Source organism: Candidatus Omnitrophota bacterium (assembly GCA_041653595.1).
Classification (GTDB): Bacteria; Omnitrophota; Gorgyraeia; order Pluralincolimonadales; family Pluralincolimonadaceae; genus Pluralincolimonas.
In genome coordinates this window covers 148,162-167,708 of the sequence record JBAZFB010000002.1, presented here as the reverse complement: position 1 = coordinate 167,708, position 19,547 = coordinate 148,162, and the positions used below count along the sequence as shown (strand labels likewise).

Here is a 19,547-nt window from a genome sequence, read left to right as displayed (position 1 = left end):
CTCCCATAAAAATGCCTCGGAGGCGCAGAAGAGGCCGAATTTCAAGTTACTCTCTAAAGAAACGGAGCAGGCGCACCTCGCGATAGGCATCCGCGCTTTCGGGCGCGGCGATCCCGATAAATACGCCCTGACGATGCTGAATATAATCCTGGGCGGCAATATGTCGAGCAGGCTCTTTAAGGAGATCCGCGAGAAACGGGGCCTGGCTTACGAAATAAATACCCACACCAAAAAATTGAACGATACAGGCGTTTTTCTCGTCTCGGCCGGGCTCGACAACAAAAATGTGATAAAAGCCACTGAACTTATAATGAAGGAACTTAAAAAGATAAAAGAGAAGACCGTGGGCAAGGATGAGTTCGAGCGCGCCCGAGAATTCTATAAAGGCCAGCTTCTCCTGGGGTTGGAGGATACGCTTGACCAGATGTTATGGATGGGAGAACATCTTTCGGCGGAAGGGAAGATCCCCACGCCGCAGGAAGTCGTCGCCGAGATCGAGAAGATAACCCCTGATGACGTGAGAAGGGTAGCCGGGCGCGTATTCGCCGACAGGCACCTGAACATGGCCGTCATCGGGACCGCGGGAAAGTCCGAAGAAAAGAATATTTCAGAAGTACTGCATATCGGGTGATGCTTCGCCCATGCTCAGCACAAGATCCGCAAACAACAGAGGAGATAAGATGAAGAGGGCAGAGGAATCGAAGATAAAATTCGGGACAGACGGCTGGAGAGGCCTGATAGCCGAGGATTTCACATTTGAGAATGTGCGGATAGTCGCGCAGGCGTGCGCAGATTATTTCAATAAGGAATTCAAGTCGCCGCGCCGTATTATAGTCGGCTACGATACCCGTTTCATATCCGATAAATTCGCACAGGCCGTCGCAGAGGTATTGGCCGCCAACGGCATAAAGACATATCTCTCCGACAGGCCATCGCCTACGCCGACGACAAGCTACAATATAAGGCTGCTGGGTTTGAACGGAGGGATCATCATCACCGCGAGCCATAACCCGGGAAGGTTCAGCGGGCTCAAGATAAAGACGCCGTTCGGCTCTCCTGCGGACCAGACCGTGACCCATAAGGTCGAGGCCTTCCTATACAAGAATAAGGTAAAGATCATATCGCTCGATGAGGCCGTCAGGACAAAGAAGATCGAGGTGATAAACCCGATGCCGAAATATCTCGACGCGGTCCGGAAGTATCTCGACCTCGACCTTTTGAAGAACTGCGGCCTCAAAGTGGTGGCTGAGGCGATGCACGGGGCAGGGAACAGCTATCACGCGGCCGTCTTAAAAGGCACTAAGGTAAAAATAGATATTATCAATGCCGAGCTGAACCCCACATTCGAAGGGTTAAAGCCCGAGCCGCTGCCGCATAACATGCCGAAGCTGATGGAGATAATGAAGAAGGGCAGATACGATATAGGCCTGGCCACCGACGGCGACGCGGACAGGGTAGGCGCGGTCGCCCCGGGCGGAAGGTTCATCAACCCGGGAGAGATTATGTGCCTCATCGCCCTGCATTTCATAGAGAACAGGCGTTGGAGAGGGGCGCTCGTCAAGAATATCGCGGGTCCGATGCTCATGAACAAGATAGCCAAGCATTACAACCTGAAATTCTTCGAGACGCCTGTCGGCTTCAAGCACATCGCTAAACTGATGCAGCGCGAGAACGTGCTGGTCGGTGGCGAGGAATCCGGCGGCATAGGCGTAAAGAATTACATCCCGGAAAGGGATGGTATATTGACCGGGCTCTTGCTCGTCGAGATGATGCAGCAGGAGAAGAAGCCCATACTCGAACTTATAGAAAATATGGAAAAGAAGTTCGGCAAATTCAGGTATCACAGGCAGGACGTCGAGATACCGCTTAAGACCAGGGAAAAAGTTGTCAAGGCCCTCTTCTCGAAACTGCAGGGCGAAGTCCCGCATCAGCGGGGAAAAGGCACAGGGAAGATATTCAAGCGCAAGGTCGTCGACATAAAGACCTACGACGGCCTGAAATTCATATTCGACGACGAGAGTTGGCTCCTGATAAGGCCTTCGGGCACCGAGCCTATACTCAGGGTATACAGCGAGGCTCATACCGACAAGGAAGCCAAGGACCTCATTGCCATAGTCGACAGGATGTCCAAGACGATCAAATAATGGATAAGTCGTTAATCCGTAATTTCTGCATCATCGCCCATATAGACCACGGGAAATCGACCTTAGCCGACAGGCTGCTCTTGAAGACCGGCGCTATCTCCCAGCGGGAGTTTCACGACCAGATGCTCGATGGCATGGACCTCGAGAGGGAGCGCGGCATCACCATCAAGGCCAAAGCCGTGAGATTAAACCATTCAGCCGGGGGGAAGGATTACATCCTCAACCTCATCGACACGCCCGGCCATGTCGATTTCACCTACGAAGTCTCAAAAGCGCTTGCCGCATGCGAGGGCGTGCTTCTCGTCGTCGACGCGGCGCAGGGCGTCGAGGCCCAAACAGTCGCCAACCTTTATCTAGCGCGGGAACACAACCTCGTCATCATACCCGTAATAAACAAGATAGACCTGCCGAGCGCCGAACCGGATAGGGTGGTCCAGCAGCTCAGGGATACGCTCCATTTGACTGAGATAGAGCCGATAATGGCCAGCGCCAAGTCCGGGATAGGCGTGGACGAGATAATACAGGCGATCGTCGACAAAATACCGGCCCCGAAAGGCGAAACGGAAAATCCGCTGCAGGCGCTTATAATCGACTCGGCGTTCGATACGTTCAAGGGCGTCGTCGTCTATATAAGGCTCAAGAACGGGTCGATCAGAAAGGGAATGAAGATCAAGATGATGGGCACCGGCCGCGTCTACGACATAGAAGAGGTAGGCGTATTCAAGCCTGCGCCTGTCGCTGTCGATGAACTCTCGGTCGGAGAGGTCGGCTACATCACCTGTAATATTAAGGTGCCAAAAGAGGTCCACGTCGGCGACACGGTGACTGATTTCAGGAGGCCGGCTGCCGACGCGCTTCCCGGATATAAGAAAGTACGGCCGCTCGTCTTCTGCGGCCTCTACCCGGTCAACGCCAAGGATTTCCCGTTCCTCAGGGACGCGCTCGAAAAGATGGAACTAAGCGACGCTTCTTTTATATATGAAGTCGAGTCCTCCGTATCTTTCGGGTTCGGGTTCCGCTGCGGTTTCCTCGGGCTGCTTCACATGGAAATCATACAGGAGCGGCTCGAAAGGGAATATAACCTGAACCTGATCGCGACCACGCCGAGCGTCGTATATAAAGTGATAAAGACCAGCGGCGAGACGGTCGAGATCGAGAACCCGAGCAAGCTCCCGGCGCCGCAGGAGATAGATGAGATAGAGGAACCTTTCATAAGGGCGTTCGTCATCTCGCCGGCGGATTCGCTCGGCAACGTTATGCAGTTATGCCAGGAGAGAAGGGGTATCTATATATCAACCGAATACCTTGATCCGACAAGGGCGATGCTGGTCTATGAATTCCCATTATCCGAGATTATTGTGGATTTTTATGATAAAATAAAGTCAATGACAAGGGGTTACGGCTCGCTTGATTACGAGTTCAAGGAATATAAGCCGAGTGACCTCGTCAAACTTGATATACTCATAAACGGCAAGCCCTGCGACGCGCTTTCGTTCATCATCCATAAGGATAACGCGCATACTAAGGGCAACCAGCTCGTCACTAAATTGAAGGAGCTTATCCCGAGGCAGTTATTCGAGGTCGCGCTCCAGGCAGCGATTGGAAGCAAGATAATCGCCAGGGAGACGGTCAGGCCGGTCGGAAAGAATGTCACCGCGAAGTGCTACGGCGGTGACATTACGAGGAAACGTAAGCTCTGGGAGAAACAAAAAGAAGGCAAGAAACGCATGAAGCAGTTCGGGAAAGTCGAGATACCGCAGGAAGCCTTTATGGCGGTCCTTAAACTCTAAAGGGAGAAAAATGACGGATAAAGAGGCCAAGAAAAATAAATCCTGGTTCAGGGAGACGGTCGAGATAATCGTCGTCGCCGTTCTCCTGGCGTTCGTGATCAAGATCTTCATATTCGAGTTCTATAAGATCCCCTCCGGCTCGATGATGCCGACCCTCCTTATCGGCGATAGGATCGTCGTAGTGAAGTTCATTTACGGGCCGCGGCTGCCGTTCGTAAATTTCCGGCTTCCGGGATTCAGGGAGCCGAAGACCGGAGACATCGTGGTCTTCAAGGCCCCGCCGCCGAACCCCGAGGTCTCGTTCATAAAAAGGTTCATTGCCGGCCCGGGAGACACGGTCGAGATCAAGGACGGCAAGATCGTCCTGAACGGCAAAGTAGTGGAGGACCCTCCCGCGTTCAGGCGCATCTATTATTACAACAGGGGCGATGTCTGGCAGGGGGATAAGCCCATAACCGTGCCGAATGATTCTTACCTTGTCCTGGGCGATAATTCCGCAAACAGTAAAGACAGCAGGTATTGGGGGTTCGTGCCGAAAAGCGGCCTTATAGGAAAGGCGGTCTTCGTCCTGATGCCGTTCAACAGGATGCAGATCATAACCGACAAATAAGGTATGAACATCGCAAACAAGATAACGATACTCAGGATCCTCTTGACGCCGGTTTTTTTAGGCCTCATCCTCTATTACAAGCCGGAACAGGACCATTTGAGATTCATCGCGCTCACGATATTCGTGATAGCCGTGCTTACCGACGCCATAGACGGTTTCCTGGCGCGCGTCCTCAAACAAAAGACGCCCCTAGGCACGATAATGGACCCGATAGCCGACAAGTTCCTGCTCATAACGTCATTTATCGCGCTTACGGTCTGGAGCGGAAGCATAAAGCTGCCTCTCTGGGTTCCCATAATCGTAGTCAGCCGCGATATAATCATAGCCATAGGCGTCGTAGTAATTTTCCTGACCAACGGCGACATCAAGATAGCGCCCAGCGTGCTCGGGAAGCTGACCACTTTCTTCCAGATGATGGCGATAATCAGCGTCCTTTTGCTATACAAGCATTCCGAATATATATGGTACCTCGCGGTGATATTTACCCTTGCGTCGGGCATCGGTTACATATTGCGCGGGGCAAGGCTCCTGAACGGGACGCACGGGAAAAAATAACATGCTTATCGCGGCCTCTTTTATACTCTGCTATCTCATAGGATCGATCCCGACGAGTTTTCTCGTCGCTAAATATTTAAAGGGGATCGATATCCGCGAACACGGCAGCGGAAACGTCGGGGCGACAAATACGGCCAGGGTCGTAGGAAAGCTCCCGGGCCTTTTGGTGCTCGTCATCGATATCCTGAAGGGATGGGTCTGCGTCGCGCTCGTCGCGAAGATGTTTATCCGTCTCGGCGTGACGTCTATAGAGCCCGGCACTTACGCGCTAATGCTCGGCTGTATGGCGATCATCGGGCACATCTGGACGGTCTTTTTGGGTTTCAAGGGCGGGAAGGGGATCGCGACCTCATCCGGCGTATTCATCGGGGTGGCGCCGAACGTATTCTTCGTAGCCTTAGCGATATGGATAATAATTTTCGCGTGGAAACGCTACGTCTCGCTCGCCTCGATAATAAGCGCGGTCTCGATACCCATAATGCTGGCGGTCATGCCGTATCCGCCGGTATTCGTGCTTATAACCGCGGTCATGTGCGGGATCACCGTCTACAAGCATTATCCTAATATAAAGAGGCTGGTGCGGGGCGAAGAACACGGTTTCACTTTCGGGAAAAAAGATGAACACTAAAAAAATAACTGTAATAGGCGACGGAGGGTGGGGAACGACCCTGGCGATGATGTTAAACGCCAAGGGCAATAAGGTGGCGTTGTGGGGCGCATTCCCGGATTACATCGAGACGATGAAGTCCGCGAGGGAGAACGTGAAATTCCTGCCCGGCATTAAAATTCCGGATCCAATATCGCTTACCTCCGACCTCGCGGGCGCGGTCCGCGATGCAGACATCCTCGTGCTCGCCGTACCTTCGCAGCACATGAGAGAGGTCGCCGGCCGGATGAAAGGCATAAAGCTCGAAGGGAAACTATTAGTCAGCGTTTCAAAAGGAATAGAGAACCGTTCTCTTGTGAGGATGTCCCAGGTCGTCCAAGACGTTCTCGGGAAAGTCAGGATCGGCGTCCTTTCCGGCCCGACGATATCATACGAGGTCGCGCGCGGGCTTCCCACGACGGTCGTCGCCGCTTCAGAAGACGAAAAGACCGCGCAGGAGATACAAGACCTCTTCATGACCGAAACTTTCAGGGTATACACGAATACCGACCTCATAGGCGTAGAACTGGGTGGTTCGATAAAGAATGTCATAGCTATCGCCGCAGGAATATCCGACGGGATGGGTTTCGGCGTAAATACAAAATCCGGCATGCTCGTAAGAGGTATCGTCGAGATAGCCCGGCTCGGTATCGCGATGGGGGCCAAACAGGAGACATTCTACGGTATCAGCGGTTTGGGAGACCTAGTGACTACCTGTGTGAGCACCCACGGCAGGAACAGGTGGTTTGGCGAGGAGATCGGGAAGGGCAAGAACCCCGAGCAGGTCCTTAAATCGACAGAGATGGTCGTCGAGGGCGTCGGCACTGCCGAATCCTGCCACGAACTGCAAAAGAAATACAGCGTCGAGATGCCGATAGCGGAAGAGATCTACGCCATCATATACAAGGGCAAGGATCCCAAGACCGCGGTCCGCGACCTCATGACGCGCAAGAAGAAGTCGGAAAGCTATAACTAAGCTGCGTAATTTCCCTCTATACACCTTCGCAAAAATCTGCTATAATTTATTTTCTAAATCCGAATAAACCGGGGCGTGGCTCAGTTTGGTAGAGCACTTGTATGGGGTACAAGTGGTCAGCGGTTCAAGTCCGCTCGCCCCGACCATTTTTGATATAATTGTTTGAATAACAAGAGGTAATGAGAATGGAGAAGATCAACGTAGGCCTGATAGGGCTCGGGACCGTAGGAGTCGGCGTCGCGAAGGCGTTATTGCAGAAATCCGCCCAGATAGAGCGGCAGGTCGGCGCGCGAGTCGTGCTTAAGGTCATCTGCGATAACGATCTGCGCCGCAAGCGGAACATCAAGATAAACAGGAAGCTTATGACCAGCGACGTCAATAAGGTCCTCGGGAATCCAAACATCGATATCGTCGTTGAGCTCGTGGGCGGTATCCATCCGGCCAAGGAATTCGTGCTTAAGGCGATAAAGAGCGGACAGCACGTCGTCACCGCCAATAAAGCCCTTATAACCGAACACGGCGAAGAGCTATTCGACGCGGCGAAGAAGGCGGGAGTGGATATCTTCTACGAAGCCTCGGTAGGCGGCGGCATCCCGATAATCAAGTCTTTGCGTGAAGGGCTCGTCGCTAACGAGATCGACACCATACTCGGCATCGTGAACGGCACCTCGAACTACATCCTTTCGGCCATGGCCGAAGAAGGGTTGAGCTTCTCCGACGCCCTCGAACAGGCGAAGAAGAAGGGATATGCCGAGCGCAATCCGGCGCTCGACATCGAGGGTTACGATTCCGCCCATAAGCTCGCTATCCTGACTCTCCTCGGTTTCGGGAAGGCGGTAAAACTCAAGGATATTTACGTCGAAGGGATACTAGATATATCGCAGAACGATATCAGGTATGCAGACGAATTCGGCTACGCCATAAAACTCCTCGCGATCGCAAAAAGATGCGACAGCGAGATAGAGGTAAGGGTGCATCCGACCCTCTTATCGAAAGAGCACCTGCTCGCTAACGTGAACGGCGTCTATAACGCCATCTATGTCCACGGCGACATGGTCGGCGGGGCCCTATTCTACGGGCGCGGGGCGGGACAGAACCCCGCGGCAAGCTCGGTTGTAGGCGATATCATCGACCTCGCCAGGAATTTAAGGTTTAATTCGGTCGGCAGGGTCCCGATCTACATGAAGAACAAATCGATAAAGAAGATAAGGAAGATAGACGATATCGAGGCGAGTTATTATATCCGCATCTCATGCATCGACAAGCCCGGCGTGCTCGCCAAAGTCGCCGGGATACTCGGCCGCCACAAGATATCGATAGCCAGCGTCGGACAGAAGGAAAGGCGCGCGGCGCGCATCGTCCCGGTCGTCATGATGACCCACGAGGCGAAAGAGAAGAATATGAGGCAGGCGCTTGAGGAGATCGACAGGATGGCGGCGATAAGGCGCAAGACCGTCGCGATAAGGGTAGAGAGGTAATATGATGTGGCGAGGATTGATAGACAAATACAGGAAATATCTTCCTGTTTCTTCCAAGACCCCGGTCATAACCCTGAACGAAGGGAACACTCCCCTTATATATTCCTGTAATTTAAGCAAGAAGCTCGGGAAAAGATATGAGGTCTACCTAAAATTCGACGGGGCGAACCCGACCGGTTCGTTCAAGGACCGCGGTATGACCATGGCCGTCTCGAAGGCCGTGGAGGAGGGTTCGAAGGCGATAATGTGCGCCTCGACCGGGAATACCTCGGCCTCTGCCGCCGCGTATGCGGCGCGCGCGGGTATCAAATGCATTGTTCTTATTCCTGAGGGTAAGATAGCGCTGGGAAAACTCGCCCAGGCGATAATTTACGGCGCAGAAGTGTTGGCAGTTAAAGGGAATTTCGATGAAGCCCTGGAACTCGTAAAAGATATAACCGGCAAATACCCGATAACCCTCGTCAATTCTTTAAACCCGTACAGGATCGAAGGACAGAAGACCGGGGCGTTCGAGATCTGCGAGGCGCTCGAGTCCGCGCCGGATTACCATTTCATCCCGGTCGGCAACGCGGGAAACATCACCGCGTACTGGAAGGGCTACAAAGAATACAAAAAACATGGAAAGATAAAAGCGCTCCCGAAGATGATGGGCTTCCAGGCTGAGGGCGCCGCGCCTATCGTGAGGGGGCATATAATAGAGCATCCCGAGACGATCGCCACCGCGATAAGGATAGGCAATCCCGCGAGTTGGGAAAAAGCCGAGGCGGCACGCGATGAATCCGGCGGGACCATAGACATGGTCTCGGATAAAGAAATACTCGAGGCCTACAAATTCATCGCGTTAAAAGAAGGCGTATTCGCGGAACCGGCTTCGGCAGCGTCTGTCGCGGGCCTTATGAAGATGATGCACAAGGGCTTCTTTAAGAAGAACCCGGCTAAAAAGGTAAGGATCGTCTGCGTCCTGACCGGGCACGGCCTCAAGGACCCGGACAGGGCTATTTCAACTTTAAGTAAACCAAAATCGGTCAAGGCCGATATGAGATCGGTCCTAAAGGCGATAGGCATATAATAAATGAAATATATCGTCCTGGTCGGCGACGGCATGGCGGATTACCCGATCAAGGAATTAGGGAACAAGACACCGCTCGAGGCCGCCAAGGTCCCGAACATGGATTTCATAGCCAAGAACGGGAGGGCGGGCCTGGTCCACACCATCCCGGAAGGTTTCGCGCCGGCTTCGGATGTCGCGAACCTCTCTATCATCGGTTATGACCCGGCGAAGTATTATTCGGGGCGGGGCCCGCTTGAGGCCGCGAACATGGGGATAAAGCTAGGGCCGGATGACATCGCGTTCCGGTGCAACCTCGTCACTATAGACCAGGAACGGATGGCCGATTATTCGGCGGGACACATTACCTCCGAAGAGGCGGCGACCTTAATTAAATTCCTTGATAAGAAGCTCGGTTCGGATATGATAAAGTTCTATCCGGGCGTAAGCTACAGGCACCTGATGATAGTCAGGGACGGCTCGCTGAAGGAGGCTCTTCGAGCCACAGATTGCGAGCCGCCGCACGATATAACCGGGATGAAGATAAAAAGCCATCTCCCGAAGGGCGACGGGGCGAAATTTTTGATAAAGCTCATGGAGGACTCGAGGGCCATACTGCCGGACCACGAAGTAAACCATGTAAGGATAGACCTGAAAGAGAACCCGGCCGATATGATATGGCTCTGGGGCCAGGGCGTCGAGACTAACATGCCGAAGTTCAGGCAGAAATACGGCGTCGACGGCTCGGTCATCTCCGCGGTCGACCTGATAAAAGGTATCGGCAAGACGATAGGGCTCAATGTCATAAACGTCCCGGGGGCGACCGGCTATTACGATACAAATTACCAGGGCAAGGCGAAATACGCGATAGATTCGCTCAAGGACAGGGATTTTGTATTCGTGCATGTCGAGGCGCCTGATGAGGCCGGACATAACGGCGACCTGCGCGCCAAGATAGTTGCGATCGAGAACTTCGACAGGTTCATCGTCGGGGCTCTCCTCGAAAAATTCAAGAAACAAAAGGATTTCAGGATCATGGTCCTGCCGGACCATGATACGCCGGTATCGCTCCGGACCCATACTGCCGAACCGGTGCCGTTCGCGGTATTCGGTAAGGGCATCGAGCCTAATAACGCTGCGGAGTACAGCGAAGCGGCGGCCAAGGCGACCGGCCTTGCCTTCGGGCACGGCCACGAGCTTATGGAATACTTCATGAAAAGCTAAAAGGAGGAAGGCGGAATAAAAGTGAGACCACTAATAGTCCAAAAATACGGGGGCTCTTCTGTCGCGAATCCCGAGAGGATCATAAACGTCGCCAAACGCGTTGTGCGTTACAAAAAAGAGGGCTATGACGTCGTGGTCGTCGTGTCGGCTCTGGGCGACACCACAGACGAGCTCATCGAGCTGGCATACAAGGTCACCGACGATCCGTCCGAGCGCGAGATGGACATGCTCATCTCGACCGGCGAACAGATATCGTGCGCCCTATTGGCCATGGCCGTCGAGAAACTCGGCGAGCCGGCGATATCTTTTACCGGCGCCCAGGTCGGCATCATAACCGATACTTCGCATACCAAAGCGCGCATTTTAAACATATCATCCGCCGACAGGATAAAGGAACGGCTTAAGGAAGGTAAGATAGTGGTGGTCGCCGGGTTCCAGGGAATGAGCATAAAGAAGGAGATAACCACCCTCGGCCGCGGGGGCAGCGACCTGACCGCTGTCGCGCTCGCGAGCGCGCTCGGCGCGAAAATATGCGAGATATATACTGACGTCGACGGGGTCTACACCGCCGACCCGAGGATAGTCAAGAACGCCAAAAAACTTTCGAAGATAAGTTATGACGAGATGCTGGAACTCGCCTCGCTCGGCGCGAAGGTGATGCAGGCGAGGTCCGTAGAATACGGCAAGCGTTATGATATACCCATACATGTCCGCTCGAGTTTCTCGAACGCCGAAGGGACTATAATCTGCAAGGAGGCAAAATCGATGGAGAAGATAGACGTAAGCGGTGTCGCGCTGCAAAAAGACGAGGCGAAGCTGACCATCTGCGATGTCCCGGACAAGCCGGGGATCGCCGCCACTATATTCAAGGAATTAGGGGTGAATAACATAGTCATAGACATGATAGTCCAGAACGTGAGCCGGACCGGCACCACCGACGTCTCATTTACCGTCCTGACCGAGGACCTTGCCAAGACCATGAAGGTCGCCAAGAAGGTCGCCAGGGAGATAGGCGCCGGAGAGGTGGTAAAGGACGAGAACATAGCGAAGATATCTATAGTCGGCATCGGAATGAGGAGCCACGCCGGCATCGCGGCGCGGATGTTCAAGGCGCTGGCTTCGAAAAAGATAAACATCGAGATGATATCGACATCCGAGATAAAGATATCCTGCGTCATCGGGAAGAAACACGGGGAATTGGCGCTTAAGACCCTCCATGACGAATTTGACCTGAAGAAGGCAAAATAAAGGCAAATAAAATGAAAGATGTGAAATTATACGACACGACGCTTCGCGACGGCGCGCAGACCGAGGGTATTTCGTATTCGGTGAATGACAAGCTGCGCATCACGGAGAAGCTTGACGGCCTGGGCATCCATTATATCGAGGGCGGATGGCCGGGGTCCAATCCGAAGGATATGGCGTTCTTCAAGGCTGTGAAGAAACTTAAATTGAAGAATGCCGGGATCGTCGCTTTCGGATCGACCCGCCGCGCTAACACGGCGATCAGCCGCGATGCCATCGTCCGCGGGCTCCTGGATTCCGGAACAAAGCATATCACTATTTTTGGAAAGTCATGGGATATGCATGTCAGGGACGTCTTCAGGGTCCCGCTCGAAGAGAATTTAAAGATGATCTCAGAGACCGTTTCGTACCTAAAGTCAAAAGGAAAAACGGTATTTTACGACGCTGAGCATTTCTTTGACGGCTACAAGAGCAATCCGGATTACGCTACGAAAACGCTGTTCGCCGCGCGCGACGCCGGGGCGGACTGCATCATCCTTTGCGACACGAACGGCGGGACGGTCACATCGGATCTCGTCGATACCGTAAAAGAAGTGTTGGCGAAACTCGACTGCCCGGTGGGCATCCATTGCCACAACGACTGCGCCATGGCCGTCGCTAATTCTATCGCGGCCGTCCAGGCGGGATGCGCGCAGGTCCAGGGGACGTTTAACGGTTACGGCGAGCGCTGCGGAAATGCCGACCTCGCAGCGGTGATCGGCAACCTTAAATTGAAATTAGGGATCAACTGCGTGACTAACGCGCAACTTAAGGAACTGACCGAAACATCGAGATTTATCGCAGAGATCAGCAACGTAAAACAGCAGGAGAACCAGCCGTTCGTGGGCAATAGCGCTTTCACCCATAAAGCAGGGGTGCACATCAACGCTATAATGAAAAACCCGGTCACATATGAGCATATCGACCCTCGCCTGGTCGGGAACAAGAGGAGGCTGCTGGTATCCGAGCTTTCCGGAAAGACCTCTATCCTGCTGAAGGCCGAGGCGCTCGAGCTGGACCTCAACCTTACAAAAGAGGCGCCCAAGACCAAGAAGATCCTGAAACTCCTGCAGAAACTTGAGCATGAGGGTTATCATTTTGAGGCCGCGGAAGGTTCGCTGGAACTTTTATTGAAGCGGGCGTTCAAGAAATACAAAAGATTCTTCGAACTCGAGGGCTTCAAGGTCGTTACGGAGCATAAAGGCAATAAGCTGCTTTCCGAAGCGACTATAAAGGTAAAAGTCAACAAAGTCGAGGAGCATACCGCCGCCGAGGGAGACGGCCCTATCAACGCGCTTGATAACGCGCTGCGCAAGGCGCTCCTGGAATTCTACCCGGCTTTGGCGGAGATGCGCCTTTCCGACTTCAAGGTGCGCGTGCTTGACGAAAAGGCCGGCACCGCGGCGAAGGTCCGCGTCCTCATCCAATCGGAGGATGCGAAGGACTCATGGTGGACTATCGGCGTATCCGAGAACATCATCGAGGCGTCCTGGAACGCCCTGGTTGATTCCATCGAATATAAACTGCTCAAAGACCGAAAATAATATGCCAGAGATACCTTCTGCATACAACCCGAAGGTGACGGAAGACAAGTGGTACAAGCTTTGGGAGTCGAAGAAACTCTTCCATGCCGAACCCGACCCGAAACGCAAACCCTACACGATAGTCATCCCGCCGCCTAATATTACAGGCATCCTCCATATGGGCCACGCCCTCAACGACACTATCCAGGATATCATCATAAGGTGGCGCAGGATGCAGGGCTTTAATGCCGAATGGCTCCCCGGGACAGACCACGCCGGCATCGCGACACAGAACGTCGTCGAGAAGATGCTCGCCAAAGAGGGAAAGAAGAGGCAGGACCTCGGCCGCGAAAAGTTCATAGAGCGCGTCTGGCAGTGGCGCGAGCAGTACGGCACCACCATAATCTCGCAGTTGAAGAGGCTCGGCTGTTCGTGCGACTGGGACCGCACGCGTTTCACGATGGACGAAGGCCTTTCCAACGCGGTCAATGAAGTATTCATACGCCTTTACGAAAAGGGGCTTATCTACCGCGGAAATTACATCATCAACTGGTGCCCCAGGTGCCAGACAGCGTTAAGCGATGAGGAAGCCCAGCACAAAGACCTAAACGGCCTGCTCTATTACATAAAATATCCCGTAAAAGGCGAAAAGAGGTACGTCACCGTAGCGACGACGCGCCCCGAGACGATGCTGGGCGATGTCGCGGTCGCGGTAAATCCGAAGGACGAAAGGTATAAGAACCTGGTCGGCGAGACATTGATACTCCCTCTAATGAACAGGGAGATAAAGGTCATCGCCGACGATATAGTGGACCCGGAATTCGGCACCGGCGCGGTCAAAGTGACCCCTGCCCACGACCCCAATGACTTTGACATGGGCAGGCGGCACAGCCTTGAACCCATAGTCGTGATGGACCCTGATGGCAGCATGAGCAAGAACACCGGGGATTACGCGGGGATGGACAGGTTCGAGGCGCGCGAGGCGATAATCGAAGATTTGAAAGAGATGAACCTTCTCGAGAAGATCGACCAGCACGCGCATTCGGTCGGGCACTGCTACAGGTGCCACACCGTCGTAGAGCCCTACCTCTCATTACAGTGGTTCGTGAAGATGAAACCCTTGGCTAAGCCGGGCATAGAGGCGGCCAAAAGCGGCAAGATAAAATTCTATCCGGAGCGCTGGAGCAAGGTATATCTCGACTGGATGGAGAATATCCGCGACTGGTGCATCTCGAGGCAAATATGGTGGGGCCACAGGATACCTGTCTACTATTGCGGAAAGTGCCAGAAAGCGAGCGTGGGGAAAAAGGGGCTAATAGTAGCGCGCTCAAAACCGCAGAAATGCCCGGATTGCGGCGGGACGGATATCGTCCAGGACGAGGATGTCCTCGATACCTGGTTCTCCTCATGGCTCTGGCCGTTCTCGACGTTCGGCTGGCCGGAAAAGACAAAGGATCTCGCGTATTTCTATCCGACATCGACTTTGGTAACGGCGCAGGAAATAATATTCTTCTGGGTCGCGCGCATGATAATGGCAGGATATGAGTTCATGGGCGCTGCGCCGTTCCGGGATATTTACATCCACGGCACGGTGCGCGACGAAACTGGCGCGAAGATGTCCAAATCCCTGGGAAATATCATCGATCCTATTGAAATAATAGACGAGTTCGGCACCGACGCGCTAAGGTTCAGCATCATCTCGATCACAGCCGTCGGCCAGGACGTCTTCCTGTCGAAGGAGAAATTCCAGGTCGGCAGGAATTTCGCGAACAAGATCTGGAACGCGTCGAGGTTCGTCATGACCAACCTCTCGGAAGACGTCGACACGGACCTGTGCGGCTTATACAAGAACGCGGGCCTGACTCTCGCCGACAGGTGGATACTCAGCAACCTTTATTCGACGCTGGAAGACCTGGATAAGGCACTCGGATCGTACAGGTTCAGTGAGGCGGCGAACCTGCTCTACGACTTCATCTGGCATAAATATTGCGACTGGTACCTTGAGATAGCCAAGAGCCGCATAAAGGAAAAAAATACGCAGGTGATCTTATATAAGGTGCTGGAGAAGAGCCTGAGGCTGCTGCATCCCATAATGCCGTTCCTTACGGAAGAGGTATGGAGCATCCTGCCGCACAAGAGGGACTCGATAATGGTCCAACCGTGGCCGCACCTACAGAAGGACCTTATAGATAAAAAAGCCGAAGAAGAGATGGACCTCGCGATAGGCATAATAACCGTTATCAGGAATATCCGCGCAGAGGTGAACATCCCGCCGCAGAAGACCTGCAAAGCGATAGTCGCGGCCGGAAGCGCGAAAAGCCGCGCCGCTATCGATAAGTCGCTCGATTATATAAAGAACCTCGCGAGGCTCGAGTCGCTCGAGGTCACGGATAAATTAAAACGGCCGAAGGCTTCTTCGGTGGCGGTATTCGGCGATTGCGAGATATGCGTGCCTCTCGAGGGGCTTGTTGACATAGAGGCGGAAAAGAAGAAGATGATGTCGAAGGCCGGCGAACTTGAGAAGTACGTCAAATCCGTCGAATCGAAGCTGAACAATAAGAACTTCGCGGAGAGGGCGCCGAAAGATATCGTCGACAAGGAGAAGGAGAAGCTTTCCGAGGCGAAGGTATCTTTGGGAAAATTAAGGGAGAACTTAAAACGATTAGAGAGCTAGCCGACAAAGACGTCCTGGAGATGATACGCCGCGCACTCGATGAGGACGCCGCAGACAGGGACATAACGTCCGCGGTACTCTTCCAAAAGCCGAAGACGGCGCAGGCGGTAATAATATCCGGCGAAGAAGGCGTGCTCTGCGGCGTCACGATAGCTATGGCGGTATTCGTCATGCGCAACTCCGGGATAAAATTCATGCCGCTCGCGATGGACGGCGAACCGATACGGCCGGAACAGCAGATCGCATATATAGAGGGGGACGCGAAAGCGATACTCAGCGCCGAAAGAACGGCCTTGAACTTCCTAAGCCGCCTGTCGGGAATATCCACTCTGACGGCCGAATTCGTTGAGGCGATAAGACCTTATAGAACAAAGATAATGGACACCCGCAAGACCACGCCGGGACTGCGCATCCTCGAGAAATACGCGGTCAAGGCCGGCGGCGGCACCAACCATCGTATAGGCCTCCACGACCAGGTATTGATCAAAGATAACCATCTCGCCGCTACCGGTTACAATTGGGATGCCGTAGCGCGAGCCGTCAAGTCCTGCCAGAGGAAAAAAATAAAGGCCGAGATAGAAGTCCAGGACCTTAATCAATTTAACGAAGCCCTTAAGATCAACCCCGACATAATAATGCTGGATAATATGGATTTGAAAGAGATCAGGTCCGCCGTAGCTTTGCGCGACAAATACCGTCACGGGCTGCGTCTGGAAGTGTCGGGGGGCGTTAACCTCAATAACGTAAAAAAGATGGCTTCTACGGGCGTAGAAATGATATCAATAGGAGCGCTGACCCATTCCGTAAAATCGATAGATTTCTCCCTGGAGATCGTCCGATGAAAAAGATAAAGACCGCAATAATCCTTTGCATGTTTTTGGCGATCGCCCATCTTTCAAGCGCATCTACGGTGACCGCTTCATCCTCGGAGAGCGATTCAACTAAGGCTTCTAACGCGTTCGATAATAGCCTGCAGTCGCGTTGGTCAAGCCTCTTCTCCGATAGGCAATGGCTTCAGATAGACCTTGGCAGGACCGAGGACCTCGTCGGCCTGATCATAAACTGGGAGACCGCGTACGCGAGATCCTACGACGTCCTCATATCAGAGGACGGGAAGAATTGGGAAGAAGCCTATTCGACTACGGAAGGCGAAGGGATAGTCGACGACGTATATTTCGGGAGGAAGAAGGCGCGATTTATAAAATTGGACTTTAAGGAGCGGGGCACGGCATGGGGATATTCGATCTGGGAGATCAGGCTTAAAGGGCTCGATGACGAGATACCCATCAAGACCTTAAGCAATAACGGCAGGACTACGATATCGATAGAACTTAAAAAGGACAGGAATATCGGCGCGTTATTCATAACGTGGGGGGAAGACCATCCTGGGTCATACCGGATAGAGACCGAGGGTAAGGATAAAGATTGGGATACCATCTATAGCAAAGAGGTTTGCACTGGCGGTCAGGACAGGATATATGTTAACATATTCGGGAAACACCAAATAAAAATCACCTGTGAAAACAACAAAGGGAAGGGAAGCGTAATGAAAAACATCGAATTCAAGGACTGGGACGGTATCGCCAAACATAAGGGCCTGGATAAGGCGCGCGGACTCTCCGGATGGGAGGGTTCCAAATTCAAGACTTTCATAGGAAAGGACGGCTCTTTTGCCGTCTATCCTTACCCGTTCAGGGTCAGCTTCTGGGTAAACGACAACGGCCGGCTCTATACGCCCGAAACGCTTAATACCGACTGGAAATTGGTCGAAGGCGGATACCCGGTAACGGTCGTATCGTGGAAAGGCGACGGCCTCGAAGGCGAGACGAAGATCTTCTCCTGGCTCGATGAAAAACTCGGGAAGGTGCTGACCTTCGCGAGGGAATCCGTCAGGAACACAAGCGCGCAGGACAAAGAAGTGGTGATCCTGGCTGTAATTCGCCCGAACCCTCTCTACCCCAAATGGAAGGTGTCGGATATAAGCGCTATCGAATACGACACGGACCATACTGTGAAGATAAACGGCGCGCCGCGGCTCTTCCTCGACGAAAGGGCGGAAGGCCCTCTAGGGAAAGACCTGAAGGATTCGCTCTCTTACAGGAAAAAGATAGCAGCCGGAGGGACCGAGTCTCTCGATTTCGTCGTACCGTCAGGCACAGGAGCGGAGCTATCATTTAACGACATCAAAGACCTGGGTTTCGACAAAGCCCTCGAGCTGACGCTCAAATACTGGAAAGGCCGTATCCCCCTCGAGATCAACATTCCCGATAAACGATACAGTGATTGTTTCTATTCGTCGCTCTATTACATCCTGATAATGGACGAAGAACACAAGCTCTTCCCCGGGCCGTATGAATACACCTCACTCTTCCTGCACGACGCGGTCGATATGGACAACGCGCTCGACAAGGCAGGGCTCGCCGAAGAGGCGCTCGCCTCGACCGAATATTTCAATTACAAGGAAGGCGGCGGATACGTAGACGAGCTCGGCGGCAGCATCTTCGGGCTTTATGAGCATTACCGCCTGACAAAGGACGTGAAATACCTGGAGGCCGTATATCCGAGGATGAAGTCGGCATGCGAGCTCATAAGGAAGCTTCGCGCTCCGCAGATGTCGCTCCCGAAGGAAGACCCGGCTTACGGGCTCCTTCCAAAAGGGGTAAGCCAGGATAATTTCAAGATACCGGCCTACCTTTACGTCGATGACTGGTGGGCGATGATCGGCCTTAAGGCGGCTTCCGAGTCGGCGCAGATACTCGGCAAAGCAGATGACGCCAAATGGATAAAGGCAGAATACGAAAGCCTTCATTCCGCCACGATCGCGAGCATCGAAAAATCCATGAAGAAGAACGGGCTGTCGTTCATGCCCGGGTTCGCCGACTACTGGCCTAAAGAGATGCGCTTAATGGACATGGAACACCGCATACTGGGCGATACCCAGATGGCCTGGGCGCATAGGCCGGCATTATTCCCGGGAGAGAACATGGGGATCCCGGTACCGATGGAACTGTTCAAGGAGTCATACCGGCAGTATTGGAAGAACGCCGGGAAGTTCTCGGGCTATGACGGCGGGTGGTTCGTCGAGTACGAACAGCTCTTCTGGGGGTATAATTTCAAGCTCGCGCATCCCCTTATATATCTTGGAATGGAAGACGTCGCGCTTAAGAGTATCGAGTGGGGCATAGAACACCAATCATGCCCCGGTGGATGGATGGAGGCGATGCCGACCAAGGTCAACTCGAAAGGGTTGAGGGAGATCACCGAAGGGATAGTCGGCGACGTCCCGCACGGCTGGTCGGCCGCGCATTATATCCTGTTATTACGAGATATGCTTTTGCGTGAGGACGGTAATAAACTTCTGCTTTTATCCTGCATACCCGGCGCCTGGCTCGATGACGGCAAGGTAATAGAGATAAAGAACGCGCCGACGTATTTCGGCAAGGTATCCTTCAAGGTTGTGAGTTCCCGCGCCAAAGGCTCGGTTAAATTAACCATCGATTGCGCGACGCCGCCGACAGGGGGATATATCCTGACCCTCGGAAAAAATAAAGTCGCGATCCCCGCCGACACGAAGGAACTGGAAGTAAAGTTCTGA

Annotated in this window: 15 protein-coding genes and 1 tRNA gene; all 16 read left to right on the top strand. The window is 53.3% G+C overall.

Annotated features, from left to right (window positions below):
* Positions 1 to 631: insulinase family protein (locus tag WC317_01880; protein MFA5338879.1), on the top strand; the 631-nt coding region annotated here is incomplete at its 5' end.
* Between the two features lie 49 nt (positions 632 to 680).
* Positions 681 to 2,144 (top strand): phosphoglucomutase/phosphomannomutase family protein, encoded by a 1,464-nt coding sequence (locus WC317_01875; protein ID MFA5338878.1) that lies wholly within the window; start codon positions 681 to 683, stop codon positions 2,142 to 2,144.
* The gene (gene lepA / locus WC317_01870; protein ID MFA5338877.1) at positions 2,144 to 3,934 is read left to right on the top strand and encodes a translation elongation factor 4; all 1,791 of its coding nucleotides are present in this window, start codon (positions 2,144 to 2,146) and stop codon (positions 3,932 to 3,934) included. Before WC317_01875 ends, lepA begins: the two co-directional genes overlap by 1 nt.
* 10 nt (positions 3,935 to 3,944) lie before the next feature.
* Positions 3,945 to 4,544: a signal peptidase I gene (gene lepB / locus WC317_01865; GenBank protein ID MFA5338876.1), complete on the top strand. Its 600-nt coding sequence runs from the start codon at positions 3,945 to 3,947 to the stop codon at positions 4,542 to 4,544.
* A gap of 3 nt (positions 4,545 to 4,547) precedes the next feature.
* Positions 4,548 to 5,099, top strand: coding sequence for a CDP-diacylglycerol--glycerol-3-phosphate 3-phosphatidyltransferase (gene pgsA / locus WC317_01860; protein ID MFA5338875.1), 552 nt, complete (start codon positions 4,548 to 4,550; stop codon positions 5,097 to 5,099).
* Position 5,100: 1 nt separating this feature from the next.
* The gene (gene plsY / locus WC317_01855) at positions 5,101 to 5,727 is read left to right on the top strand and encodes a glycerol-3-phosphate 1-O-acyltransferase PlsY (GenBank protein ID MFA5338874.1); all 627 of its coding nucleotides are present in this window, start codon (positions 5,101 to 5,103) and stop codon (positions 5,725 to 5,727) included.
* Positions 5,717 to 6,721 carry an NAD(P)H-dependent glycerol-3-phosphate dehydrogenase gene (locus WC317_01850; GenBank protein ID MFA5338873.1) on the top strand — a complete coding sequence of 335 codons (1,005 nt, stop codon included), beginning with the start codon at positions 5,717 to 5,719 and terminating at the stop codon, positions 6,719 to 6,721. Before plsY ends, WC317_01850 begins: the two co-directional genes overlap by 11 nt.
* A 69-nt stretch (positions 6,722 to 6,790) precedes the next feature.
* Positions 6,791 to 6,867 (top strand) — tRNA-Pro (locus WC317_01845).
* Positions 6,868 to 6,906: 39 nt separating this feature from the next.
* Positions 6,907 to 8,199, top strand: a complete 1,293-nt coding sequence (locus WC317_01840) for a homoserine dehydrogenase (protein ID MFA5338872.1) — start codon at positions 6,907 to 6,909, stop codon at positions 8,197 to 8,199.
* 4 nt (positions 8,200 to 8,203) lie between these two features.
* Positions 8,204 to 9,268 carry a threonine synthase gene (gene thrC, locus WC317_01835; GenBank protein ID MFA5338871.1) on the top strand — a complete coding sequence of 355 codons (1,065 nt, stop codon included), beginning with the start codon at positions 8,204 to 8,206 and terminating at the stop codon, positions 9,266 to 9,268.
* 3 nt (positions 9,269 to 9,271) lie between these two features.
* A complete protein-coding gene (locus tag WC317_01830) occupies positions 9,272 to 10,471 on the top strand; it encodes a cofactor-independent phosphoglycerate mutase (protein MFA5338870.1) in 1,200 nt (399 codons plus the stop codon).
* Between the two features lie 21 nt (positions 10,472 to 10,492).
* Positions 10,493 to 11,719: an aspartate kinase gene (locus tag WC317_01825; protein MFA5338869.1), complete on the top strand. Its 1,227-nt coding sequence runs from the start codon at positions 10,493 to 10,495 to the stop codon at positions 11,717 to 11,719.
* Between the two features lie 11 nt (positions 11,720 to 11,730).
* Entirely contained in the window at positions 11,731 to 13,299 is a 1,569-nt protein-coding gene (gene cimA, locus WC317_01820; GenBank protein MFA5338868.1) for a citramalate synthase, read from the top strand.
* A 1-nt stretch (position 13,300) separates the two neighbouring features.
* Positions 13,301 to 15,952 (top strand): valine--tRNA ligase, encoded by a 2,652-nt coding sequence (locus WC317_01815; GenBank protein MFA5338867.1) that lies wholly within the window; start codon positions 13,301 to 13,303, stop codon positions 15,950 to 15,952.
* A 20-nt stretch (positions 15,953 to 15,972) separates the two neighbouring features.
* Entirely contained in the window at positions 15,973 to 16,794 is an 822-nt protein-coding gene (gene nadC / locus WC317_01810) for a carboxylating nicotinate-nucleotide diphosphorylase (protein ID MFA5338866.1), read from the top strand.
* Positions 16,791 to 19,547 (top strand): discoidin domain-containing protein, encoded by a 2,757-nt coding sequence (locus tag WC317_01805; GenBank protein MFA5338865.1) that lies wholly within the window; start codon positions 16,791 to 16,793, stop codon positions 19,545 to 19,547. The genes nadC and WC317_01805 overlap by 4 nt, the downstream gene beginning before the upstream one ends.